Source organism: Bifidobacterium margollesii (assembly GCF_002860355.1).
GTDB classification, from domain to species: Bacteria; Actinomycetota; Actinomycetes; order Actinomycetales; family Bifidobacteriaceae; genus Galliscardovia; species Galliscardovia margollesii.
Window position 1 is genome coordinate 1 of sequence record NZ_NMWU01000054.1, and the last position, 12339, is coordinate 12339.

Annotated in this window: 8 protein-coding genes; 3 read left to right on the forward strand and 5 right to left on the reverse strand. The window is 62.1% G+C overall.

Annotated elements, in window-relative coordinates; all coding sequences use genetic code 11:
- Both Uis1B_RS11260 and Uis1B_RS11265 read right to left on the reverse strand, forming a co-directional pair.
- Nucleotides 1–463, reverse strand: a 463-nt coding sequence (locus Uis1B_RS11260) for a helix-turn-helix domain-containing protein (protein WP_133124934.1), incomplete at its 3' end; no start/stop codon positions are given.
- Between the two features lie 392 nt (nucleotides 464–855).
- Nucleotides 856–2907, reverse strand: coding sequence for a hypothetical protein (locus Uis1B_RS11265; protein WP_165782875.1), 2052 nt, complete (start codon nucleotides 2905–2907; stop codon nucleotides 856–858).
- Between the two features lie 223 nt (nucleotides 2908–3130).
- Between Uis1B_RS11265 and Uis1B_RS11275 the strand changes: the two genes are divergently transcribed.
- Nucleotides 3131–3829, forward strand: a complete 699-nt coding sequence (locus Uis1B_RS11275; protein WP_101618339.1) for a glycosyltransferase family 2 protein — start codon at nucleotides 3131–3133, stop codon at nucleotides 3827–3829.
- A 292-nt stretch (nucleotides 3830–4121) separates the two neighbouring features.
- Here the strand turns inward: Uis1B_RS11275 and Uis1B_RS11280 are convergent, their stop codons facing one another.
- Nucleotides 4122–5906, reverse strand: coding sequence for a glycoside hydrolase family 25 protein (locus tag Uis1B_RS11280; RefSeq protein ID WP_101618340.1), 1785 nt, complete (start codon nucleotides 5904–5906; stop codon nucleotides 4122–4124).
- Nucleotides 5907–6596: 690 nt separating this feature from the next.
- Complete coding sequence (locus tag Uis1B_RS11285) at nucleotides 6597–7949, reverse strand: InlB B-repeat-containing protein (RefSeq protein WP_165782876.1); 1353 nt, start codon at nucleotides 7947–7949, stop codon at nucleotides 6597–6599.
- 319 nt (nucleotides 7950–8268) lie between these two features.
- On the opposite strand from Uis1B_RS11285, the gene Uis1B_RS11290 reads away from it, so the two are divergent.
- Nucleotides 8269–10695: an Ig-like domain-containing protein gene (locus Uis1B_RS11290; protein WP_133124936.1), complete on the forward strand. Its 2427-nt coding sequence runs from the start codon at nucleotides 8269–8271 to the stop codon at nucleotides 10693–10695.
- A 968-nt stretch (nucleotides 10696–11663) separates the two neighbouring features.
- On the opposite strand, the gene Uis1B_RS11295 is transcribed toward Uis1B_RS11290, so the two are convergent.
- Nucleotides 11664–11894: a hypothetical protein gene (locus tag Uis1B_RS11295; RefSeq protein ID WP_133124937.1), complete on the reverse strand. Its 231-nt coding sequence runs from the start codon at nucleotides 11892–11894 to the stop codon at nucleotides 11664–11666.
- A gap of 30 nt (nucleotides 11895–11924) precedes the next feature.
- On the opposite strand from Uis1B_RS11295, the gene Uis1B_RS11300 reads away from it, so the two are divergent.
- A partial coding sequence (locus tag Uis1B_RS11300; protein ID WP_165782877.1) for a helix-turn-helix domain-containing protein occupies nucleotides 11925–12339 on the forward strand: 415 nt, incomplete at its 3' end.

Here is a 12339-nt window from a genome sequence, read left to right on the forward strand (position 1 = left end):
CGAACGGCGAGGGCATGGTCTCCTTGAGCCGTCCGGCGACCCTATGGGCGATCCGGCCCGCGGTGCGCCATGCGACGCGCAGGAACCCGCTCACCGTCTTCTGGTTCGCCACGGTCATCAGCCACGCGCACTCCGCCTCGAAATCACGCGTGAACCGGCTGCCGGGCTCGGCCCACGGCATGGCGGCGACGACCACGCCGCACCCGGGGCAGTCCACGCGCGGCATCATGGCGACCAGCTCCACCCGCCAGCAGCCGAAGTCCTGGTGACGCCAACGGCGCACGCCGCCGCCCCGGTCATAGCCCGGACACCGCCGACCGCAGCGGGAGCATCTGAGCATGCCGGCATGCGGGCGCACGCGCACCTCGAGCACGGGCTCGGGACGCAGCGGCGAGTCCGCGACCCGCACGTCCTCGACGACCATGCCTTTGACGTTGAGAAGACGTTTGAATAAGCTGTTCATCAGGCGTTCTCCGTGGTTCATTTCTTTGGTCGGAAAACAGAATACACGGGAACGCCCCTCACGCTTACGAAATCAACGGCTCAACGACGAACCCACACCCACGAAAACAGCAATAGCGCCTAATTTTTCCACACCTCGAGACACGGCCGTCAATCAATCACTTCAACAGATTTCAAACATGTAGCCGGTCGAAAAAACGAAGCGATCATCCACAGTCAACGTAATTTGCGTAGTTTTTGGTCTCACCGCGCACAATCTCCGATTCCCGATCCCATCGCCCTCAGACGCAACCGCCGCCGCAAACCACAAACCCCGCAAATCACCGACCCGTCAGGCACAACCGACCCCGCAAATCACCGACCCGCCAGCCGCAAACCGACCCCGCCAATCCACTAATCGCACCTTCCCCCGGCGAACAGCCGAAGATACGCGCCGACGGCCAACAGCAGACCAATATCGATCAGCGGAGCAATCAGCCCGGTCACATAGAAAAACGTGATGCGGTCATTGTGCAGATACTGCGCGTACCAGTAGGCGAAAAAGCCATAGCAGTACGCATACGCCAGCAGACACGCTGCCAGGCCAAGCCAACCCAACGACGACCACGCCGATCCCCCGCGAACAGCCGATACCCCGCGAACAACCGATCCTCTGCGAACAGCACGAACGAGAGCCACCGACACCGACGACACCACCGCCGCAACCGCCACCGCGATCATCGCCAGATTGATCGCGCGATACGCCGCCACGACCTGCCAGGCAACCGTCTCGGCATCCGCCCGCGTAAACCACGGCACCGCCTGCGGCGAAAGATCATCGATGTCAAGGTTCAACTGCTTCAGACCGGCCATCCGCGAAGGCGCGTGCACCCGTCCAGAATAGTAGAAGTCAAGCGATTCGGACCCGATGGCATAGTTGCCGTCAAGCGTCACGGTATTCGCATAGGCATCCCGGCTCGGCGCGAACAGTTCGCCGATCTCGTCCGGCGTGCGAGGCACCAGCGATGCGGAGATCGCGATCTTGTCGGTCTTCCGCAGCCGGCCTTCCGCAAACGCGCGGTCGAGTTCGGCGTTGGCCTTGGCGAACACCCGCTGCACCTCGGCCTCGTCGCGCATGGTGAGCGGGGATTGGTCAATGGCATCCAGCATCCGCCACGAAATGAAATCGCCGGTAAGCTGATCCTCCCCTTGGAATTGCTCCATATATTCGCGGATCTGCGGATAGGCGCGCAACGACGGCGCCGAATCAAACGCCTTCTCGATGGAATCGGCCGGAGACCACACCTCCACCGTCTGATTCGGCGAATCGATACCATATATACGGCTGATGAATCCCGCGAGCTCACCGCTCGTGCGGGTGTTGAGCTCCCTGACTCCGAAATGCCGGTTATTGGCGTCCTCGATGCAGCCCACAATCGCGACCGTAACCATGGCGGGCAGTACGCACAGCGCCACGACGCCGATCTTCGTCGTCACGGAAACAAGAACGTTCTCGGAAAGTCGGGCGCGCAGGACGGGGGCGGCGGCGAGCGCCAGCGCGAAACCGACCATCGGCACCATCCAGATGGAATCCTCCTTGAGGTCGAAGACCAGCGCGAACCATGCGCCGAGCAGCGCGGCGAACACGACGATCCCCGCCATTTTCAACAGGATGATCGCTTCGGTCTCCCCGGCATGATCGGCCTCCACAGAATTGCCGGACTCCACTGATTTGCCGGCTCCCACGGTTCGATCGACCTTCACGGATTCGCCTGCTTCCACAGTTCGATCGGCCTCCACAGTTCGGCCGGATCGAGACGGCACAATATCGACGTTCAGCGAGCGGATCAGCCCCCAGACCATCGTGAGGAAGATCAGCAGACCGGCCACCAGAATGAACAGCACCGGCGCGAACAGCGAATTACGATACACGCGAGTTCCCAGCCAATCCTCGAAAGCGAGTGGATTCCACAGCACATACACGTAGGCGAACATCGACAGGCCCACCATATGGAAGCAACGCTGCACCGCCACCGCGCACAGTAGCGCAGCCAGCAACCACACCGCGAAATACCATAGATCGACATTCACGCCGGACCATCCGATGAACCGCAGAACATAGCCGTATCCCTGATTCTTGGCCAGTTTGTACAGGTCGGTGGAATCGAAGTATCCGGGCAGCGACTGCATCATCAGCAGCTGGTCGTCGGCCCGCTGATTGTACGCGTACCACATATGCAACGTGCACGACATCAGCAGACGCCCGGCGGTAGCGACGGCGCAGATGAGAAAACCCAGGGCGATGATGCCTGTGCGACGCCTGCCGCGAACAGAGAAGCCACACAACTCGGCATTTCGCGTATGGGCCGCCGAACTGCGGGAGCCGGGGAAACCGTCCCTTAACGGCAGCGAACAGATCGTGGAATTCCGCATGAACACAGGCAATATGGTAACAGGGCAGGTCATTGATCACCCCTTTGGCGAGCAGCCCACGGATGAATACCGAAAAATAGCAATGGTCGAGTTGTGAGGCCGACATTGCGGATGATTTGTCGGCTGGCACGATGATGCTATGGTAAGGCAGGTATCGAAGCTGATCGCCGGGCCGATCAAGGGTCATTCGGCGTCGGTCGACGGCGAACGCAAGAGAACGGCGTAAGCGAGAAGCAGCAAGAGAAGAAGCAGACGGATGCTAGACAATCACACCCTTTCCCTGATCATGCCATGCCGCAACGAAGAGGGCCATCTCGCCTCACTGATCAACGCGGTTCCGGCCTTCTACGACGAAATCATTCTCGTCTGCAACGCTTCCACCGACGGCACCTACCGTCTGGCCCGGTCACTGGAATCCGGCACCCCCAGACTCCGCACGATACGGGACGACCGTACGATCAACGGCATCGGCTACGGTTTCGCTCACATGACCGGCATCGATGCGGCGAGCGGAGACATCATCGTCTGCGCGGACAGCGACGGCACGTATCCGATCGACGACGTGCCGCGGATCCTGGACGATATGACACGGCGAAATCTCGCATTCGTCTCCTGCTCCCGGTATCCCGCCGACAATATTCCTTGGAAACTCCAGCTTGGCGTTCGTACGCTGAATGCCGAGATCCTGATGCTTTACGGGCTGCGCCTCCATGATTCGCTGTCCGGCATGTGGGTGTTCCACCGCAGCGTGGTGCCGTCGCTGCATCTGACCGAGGGGGATTGGAACCTTTCGCCGCAGATCAAGCTCAACGCCTACCGGTATCTCGGCAGGCGGTTCGGCGAAGTGCGCATCAGGCAGCGGGTGCGCAGCGGCAGTTCCAAGCAACGGTATCTCGTCACCGGATTAAGGCATCTCATCTGGATCGCCAAGAACCGTTTCACCCCGCAAGTCTGAGTGCGCATACTCCACCGAGTGCGCATCCTCCACTGCGATACGGCCGCAGCGGCGTCACCGGGCACAGTCGGCGTCACCAGGCACACCCATGCCCAGTGACTCACACCCTAGACCCTTGTCATTGCAACGATTCCGAACTGTCGTCACCGGGCACACCCATACCCGGTGACGACACCCATACCCAGTGACAACACCCATACCCAGTGACAACAAACACACCCGGCGACACCAGGCGCGTCCAATCCCGACACCCATGCCCTTCAAGACACGCAGACAAGACACGCAGACCCGGTCACAGCGATTTCCACGCGACATTCTCGCCGCGCCAGCCGGCCTTGACCACAGAGACATATTCGCCGTAGCTCGTCGTATATACGTGCTCGCCGGAATTGCGGTTGTACAGACGGTACACGTTCCTGCCCGAGGCCGGTGCATACCAGGCCACCCCCTCGTCCTTCCAACCGAGCCGCACGAGCATGTCGTGCTCCGCCTTGTTCAGCGTCCAGTTGTGGTTGCCATCGTGACGGTTGTATTCGCGATACACCGCCCGGGCCCCAGCCGTCCCCTTCGGCACCGTGACGAACGCTGCGCCCTTCGCGCTTTCGTCGCGCCACCCCTTCGCCACCAGCATGTTCTTCTCCGCCGCCGAAGTCGTGTAATGGTGCAATCCGGAGTTGCGATTGTACACGCGATACACCGGCACCCTGCCGCTCGTCGCACCCGGTTTGGACGGCGTGGAGGAGCCGCCCGACGAGGAGAGCGGATACCCGAACGCGTTGCAATCCACCTTGCCGGAGATTCCCGGCACCGTGCCGCTTTCCGTGTACTGCCACATGCGGTCGGACGTCGAGAACGCGAACGTGCCCAGTTTCGATCCGAGCAGCCGGTACCGTCCGCTGTAGTTGGCGACCCACCGCACCTTCGCGTAGATCGTGCTGCTTTTCAGCGCGGTCTCCAGATAGCTGGTGTACGAGTACACGCCCAGATTCGTGTACCCGGACGACTGCAACGCCTTGTACCACGCGTTCACGATGCTCTCATACTGAGCCGGACGAGTCGGGCGAGTATGGCCCGTCCACGTCCATGCCTCAAGATCGTAGAACACCGGATATTTCAGGTCGGATGCCTTCACGCCCAGACTCTTGAGGATATTCGCCACCGAACGGCCTTCCGACGCGGCGAACGCGCTGTCGTACGCATACGAATACACGTAGACGCCGAACGGAATGCCGAGACGCCTGCACTCCGCAATGTTGTACTGCACGGTCTTGTCCCGCACGGTGCCGTACGAAACGCGGATGATCGCAGCGTCGACGCCGGAGGCCTTCACCTTGGCCCAGTCGATCCTCCCCTGCCATTCGGAGACGTCGATCACCGCTTTCGCCGAACGGGCGAACAGACTGCCGGTCCCCTCGTAGAACGCCTTCGCACCGCCGTACGTTCCCCACTTCGCGCCACCGATGCCGTTCGGGAAAGCGGCGGAGCCATTGCCGGACTCGGCACCGGAGCTGCCGCCGGACCCACTACCAGATCGGCCGGTCGCCGAACCGTCGGTTTCGGAGCCCGCAGCGGAAGCCTCGGCGGCGCCGGATTCCCGCCACTGCCGCACCGTCATCGGGACGAACGACACGCCACCGGTGGCCGCCAACGGATCGGCGGGGGTTTCCGCAGTGCCGACGATGGACGGATCGGTGACCGTCTCACCGGACTGCAAATCGACGATGCGATCACCAACCGCCGCGTAATCATCGGAGATCACCGTGGCATCGTCGGGGATCGATGCGGCAACAGTGCCGGCAGATGAAGCAGAAGAAGCAGAGGTCGGCACGACACCGGCGCCGGCATCGACACCGGCCGCAAGGGTATCGGCCGCAACGGCAGTGCCATCATCGGCAAGGGACATTGCCGGCAGTCCGGTCAGCAGCAGTGCGCAGACCGCGCCGGCGACCGTAGTCACCGCGCCGAAACGTTTCATACGCCCTGATTTCGACCGTTCACGCCTCATCCATCCGCCGGCCGCCATACGGTCGGTCGTATTGTTACGGCCAGCCATATGCTCAGTCTTGCCGTCAGCCATCTCGCCACTCCCTACGGGCTATGAGCGAATAGCGACCACGCTGCTGCCTATGCGCCGATCACCATTCGAACAGTATGTCATGTCCCGTTCATTGTATCGGTACGCCCGGCAAGCCTGTCAGGAGAAAACAGCCGACGCCGACCCTCCCCCTTGTCGTTCGTTACAGAGGAAGGTGACTGGTGAAGCCGGATTCACTCTTTACCCTCCCCCTGCGGCCGAGCCATGAAGAAAAGGACGGAGGCGTTTTCAGGCGAGGGCTCGCCGACAGGCGAGCGGAAAAGCCGCGACCGCAGGCCGTCCACTCTTGCGGAGAAGGTGGCCGACATGGCTAGGTTCACTCTTTACCTTCCCCTCCGAGGGGAAGGTGGCCGGCGGAGCCGGACGGATGAGGTGGATGCCGACCATGCTCCGTACATTCGCCTCATCATGCCGCCAAAGAGTCAGACGTACGGCAACCGGCACAGCCGGATCGATGGATCAAGCCGCGCTTTGTACAAAAGACCCACTAATCCATCGAAACCGGAACCACCTGAATCGTAAAACCGCATGATTCCAAGGATCTTGTAATCGCTGAAATCACGGATCGGTGGATCAGGATGCAAATCGGAGATTGCGCGCCTTACTCCACCGATCAGGAACTCGTCCGGCGGTCAAACCGATTGACCTAGTCGATGAGGATGGGTGCTTGAATCACAGACTTCGCCACGCAATGCCCTCGCCGCGCCAGCCGGCTCGGATCACGCTCAGGTATTCGCCATAACTGGTGGTGTACACATGTTCGCCGGAATTGCGGTTGTACAGACGGTACACGTTCACCGGCCCGTTCTTCGGCACATACCAGCCGATCCCCTCGTCGCGCCAGCCGAGCCGCACCAGCATATTGTGCTCCGCCCGGTTCATCGTCCAGTTGTGCGTGCCGTTGTGCGGATTGTATTCGCGGTACACCGGCTGCGGATTCACACTCGCACTGTTCTTGCTCACCGTGACGAAACTGTTCGTGCCATGGTTCTCGTCGCGCCAGCCCAGACGAACCAGCACGGTCTTCTCGCCCCAGCTGGTCGTGTAGTGGTGCAGCCCGGAATTACGGTTGTACACGCGATACACCGGCACCTTGCGCACGGCCCCATTGTTTCCATTGCTGCCGTTCGCATCGCCGCGGGTCCAATGCGCGTACAGGATCACGTCGCGCAGATCGGTCATCCTCGTATCCGGCGTCACATTCGTGCCGTCAACCGGCAGGGTGTACCAGCCGACGAACCGGTAGTTCGCACGGGTGGGCGTGGGCAGCGTACCGTATGCGGAACCGTACTGCACCTTCTTGGAGAGCGGCGAGACCGACCCCCCGTTCGCATTGAAGGTCACCGTGTACGTGTTGGCGGTCCAGCGGGCGTACAACGTCACATCGTCGGTTGCGGTCATCCTCGTTTCGGCCACGATGCGCGTGCCGCCGGTCTTCGCGGTGTACCAGCCGTCGAACGCGTATCCGACTCGCGCCACGGTGGGCAGCGTGCCGTATTGGTCGCCGTACGCCACCATCTTGGACGTCGGCACCACGGTCTGCACGCCATTGCCGTCGAAGGTGACGCGGTATACGTTCACCGTCCAGTGCGCGTACAGGGTGATATCGGTGACCAGCCGTGTATCGAAATCATATTTGATGCCCGTATTGCGCTGGGTGTACCAGCCGAGGAACGTGTATCCGGGGCGGGTGGGCGTGGTCGGTTCGGCGGCCTGACCGCCGAGTCTGACCTTCTGCGCCGGAACACCGGACCCCCCGTTCGCGTCGAACGACACGGTGACGGTTTTCGAATTCAGATCCGGAAAGGAGATGTCGGTATCGCCGTTGGAGCCGCCGGTCGCATTGCCGACCACCGCGCCGTCTTCGGCCGCGGAGGCGGTTGCCGTGACGGCCGTGGCCAGTACGCCGCCGCTGATCAGCATGACCACGGAGGCGATGCCGGCGACGATCCGGCGGGACCAGGTTTTCCGCCGATCCGCGGATTCCATACGCCCTGTAGATTCCATGCGTTCCACGGATTCCATATGTTCCGTCTGTTTACGATGCTCGGAGAGACCCATGATCGTTCCTTTCCTCTGTACCCAACTGCGACTTTACCCACCCGAATGGCACGGCGGAAGCATTATTCCGGCAACGGATTAAACCATCGACACCCCTCGGCGATCTGTCGTTTCGTTGCACCGATGAAATCGGGGTGCAACGGGGATGAAATCATCGGTTTTTTGGTACTGGGGGGGGGCGAGCCTTACTGATCAGCAGTATATTGGGCTGTGATGGGCCTGTTGTCCGTCGACCCAGATCGGAGGCCGGGAAGAAGCGGCCTCGGAAGAGAAAGGTTCCGTTATGAGACCCGAACGATCCACCATATTACGCAGATTGACGAAAGTCGGCATAGGAGCGGCGGTTTCGATCGCCATGCTGCTGCCGATGGGGGCCACGGCGACCGCCGCCGAGGGGGACGGCGGCAAGTCGGCCGCCTCGGCGAGCGTGTCCGTTTCGCAGAACACGTCCGCCGCGCCAAGCGCCGCCCCGTCCACCACGCCGCAGAAGAGCGAGGCCCCGAAGGCCTCTCCGAAGGCGACACCGCAGAAGACCGCATCCGCAACGCCGAAGGCCGAATCCAAGAGCACGACGCCGAGCACGCCGGCCCAGAAGGCCCCGGCCAAGACCCCGGCCCCGTCGGCCGCCGCCAACAGCGCCCAGCAGTCCGGCGGCGCCTCCGCCAACGCCGGATGCAGCAGCTCCGACACCGCCTGCGGGATCAAGGTCGGTTCCACGGTCTCCGGCCGGATCATCGACGACGATGACGACGACTGGTACAAGTTCGCCATCCCCGCCAACGGCGTCATCAACCTCACCTTCTCCAACCAGCAGACCTCAAACGGCCAATGGCTCGTGACCCTCTACGACTCCAACCTCAAAGAGCTCGACGCATACACGTTCGACGGCAAGAGCCCCAATCACCCCGCCACCACCAAGATCGGCGTGCCCGGCGGCACATACTGGGTCAAGGTGGACTGCAGAGGGTGGGATTCGCCGGCCTTCGGCATCCAGTACAATCTCAGGGCCAACTACACCAGAACCGCCGCATGGGAAACCGAATGGAACGACGGGTTCGATACCGCCGATCCTCTGGCTGCAGGCAGCACGATCAGCGGCGTCATCCTCAATGACGACGATTACGATTGGTACAAGGTGACCACATCCAGATCGGATACGGCCCAGATCCAGTTCAGCAACGAACAAGCAGCCAACGGCCAGTGGCTGGTAACGCTGATCGATTCGAATCTCAACGAACTCTATACGGAACGGTTCGATGCCACGGCAACGAGCCATGCCGGCAAGAAGGTGACGCTGCCCGCAGGCGTTCACTACATCCGGGTCGACATCAATGGCGGGAATGGCGACGCCCCCTTCCGCCACCAATACAACGTCCGACTGGTACTGTCCCACCCCGATCGCTACACCGTGGCGTTCAATTCGAACGGCGGCTCACGCGTCGCCTCCCAGACCGTGACCAGCGGCAGCAGAGTCTCCCAGCCGAAGAACCCGACCCGTTCCGGCTACACGTTCGCCGGCTGGTACACCGCTGCCAACGGAGGCGCCCGCTATGACTTCAGCTCTCCGGTGACCGCCAACCGCACGCTGTATGCGCATTGGAACAAGAACGCTACGATTCAGTCCATCGCCGCCGTCTCGGTGACCACTCGCAACGGCGTGCGCCCGACTCTGCCCTCCACGGTGACTGCAACCTACACCAACGGCACCAAGCGCGCAGTGAAGGTCAGCTGGCCGTACATTTACTCCGGCCAGTTCGCCAAAGCAGGCACGTTCACCGTGTATGGCACCGTCTCCGGCACCAACGTGAAGGCCCGCGCCACCATCCGTGTGGTCGCCGTCGTCACCTCCATTCCGGCGATCAGCGTGTCCACCAACGCCGGCACCCGGCCGAAGCTGCCCGCCACCGTCAACGCCAAATTCTCCGATGGCGTCACCCGCACGGTCAAGGTCAGCTGGCCCTACATCTACAGCGGCCAGTACGCCAAGGCCGGATCATTCACCGTCAACGGCACCGTCGCGGGCACCAACGTGAAGGCCCGCGCCACGGTGAAGGTCAATCCGGTGGTGGTTCGCTCCATCGCAGCCATATCGGTATCCACCGTCGCCGGCACCCGGCCGAAGCTGCCCGCCACCGTACGGGCCGTATATTCGGACGGCGTCACCCGCACGGTCAAGGTCAGCTGGCCCTACATCTACAGCGGCCAGTATGCCAAGGCCGGATCGTTCACCATCAACGGCACCGTCGCAGGAACCAACGTGAAGGCCCGCGCCACGGTGCGCGTGACCGCCAGGCCGGCGGTGAAGCAGGTGCCGGTGTATCGCGTGTACAACCGCAACTCCGGTCTGCATCACTACACGAGGAACGCGGCCGAGAAGAACATGCTGGTTCGCATCGGCTGGCGGTACGAGGGCGTCTCGTTCATCACCGTGCCCGGCAACACCCCCGGCGCCAAGCCGGTGTACCGCGAGTACAACCGCCGCACCGGCAACCACAACTGGACGATGAACAAGAAGGAGCACGACATGCTCGTGCGCATCGGCTGGAAGAACGAGGGCGTCTCCTGGTACGCGCCCGCGAACGGCAAGCCGGTGTACCGCCTGTACAACCGCAACAGCGGCGAGCACGTCTACACGATGAGCTACGGCGAATACGTGGGCGTGCAGCGCGCCGGCTGGCGCGGCGAGGGCGTCGCCTGGAAGTCGCTGTGATCCAGCCGATCCTTCCGGGCTTCCCCCTCCGAGGGGAAGCCTGACGGTGCAGCCAGTGCTGTTTGGTTTGGTTTCCTGCCCTACGGCATGGAAGAGCCTGTGAGCCGGTTTCCTGCCTTCCCCTTCGAGGGGAAGGTGGCCGGCGCAGGCCGGCCGGATGAGGTGGATGCAGTTCATGCTTCGCCCCGTCCACCTCATCAGTCAGCCTTCGGCCGCCAGCTTCCCCTTCGAGGGGAAGCCTGATTGTGTGCTCCACCCATTCGCCCCATCAGTCCCACCGCGCCCGGAGACCTGCGTTCCTGACGAGAAGTTGGGGTCACCTTGGCGATCAAGCATGCGCGTGCCGGATATAAGTGTGACCGGGTATAGGTATGCCCGGTCACACTGTCTCAGAAGCGTTGAAATTGCAGTAGTTTGAGATACACGTCACCGGACATGGCTGTGCCCGGTGACGCAACATGTGCCCGGTGACGCAATGCACCCAGTGCCTATTCACACAACGACGCCCAACCCGGTCACGCAGACACCCGATCAGACAACGTATTCCCCATCATGTGACGCATTCCCGATCAAGCAACATGTACCCAGTGTTCGTAACGCAGCGCTTCCGATTGCGGCTGCATCACGAACACCGCCTCATGCAAACAAACTCATGCGCGCAGGACTCACGCGATCACAGACTCGCGAAGGCCTGCGACCACAGGCTCGTCCCGCAATTAAGGACGGCCCGTCGAAGCGGACCGCGTCTTATTGGCTTCGCCGCTCCATGAGTGGCGCGGCTTCGCAAAAACCTGATTGAAGGCAGTGCCTTTTGCTACAGGCTCTTCCCACGCCACAGGACAGGAAACCAAACCACGCAGCACTGGCTGCATCCGCCGGCAAGGCGGCCGCAGCAGGAACTCTACGGGAGGCAATGCCTCCCGCTTAACGAGTTCCCTTGCAGCAGCTTGTGAGCGAAACCACCTCGCTCACAAGCTTCGCCACGCGACGCCTTCTCCGCGCCAACCGGCTCGGATCACGGCGAGGTATTCGCCGTAGCTGGTGGTGTAGACGTGTTCGCCACCCCCGTTGCCGCGACCATCGCGCATCTTGTGATACCGCTTCGGGTTGTACAGACGATACACCTTGGTCGGCGCATGGGGATCCACCCCGGGTTCTAAATAGAAGCGCAACACCTGTCTAAGGTTGGAAGTGTTCAAGTCCACAACCGAAGAGAAAGTGCTGCGCCCATGACGAAAGTGTATTCCCACCTGTCGGCCGAGGAACGAGTCCGGATCGACGAACTGAGGAACCGAGAGGGGCTCGGCGNGCGCCAGATCGCCCTGAGGATCGGCCGGGACAAGTCCACGGTCAGCCGCGAGCTGAGGCGCGGCCTGTGGTTCGCGTCCAACGAGAACGACTCCTACCGTCCGTACAGGCCGAAACGCCTGAAGACGGGCGCATGGACCGCGCGCCCGTTCTACTCGGCCCTGACCGCGCAGCGCAAGGCCGAGACCCGCGCCCGCAGGTCGCGCAAGCCCCTGCGCATGGCGTACGACCCGCTGCTCTCCTGGGTGATGGACGCGCTGCGCAAGGGATGGACGCCGGAGCTGATCGAGGGACGGCTCAAAATCGAATGGCCCGACGACCCGCGCATGCGGATAA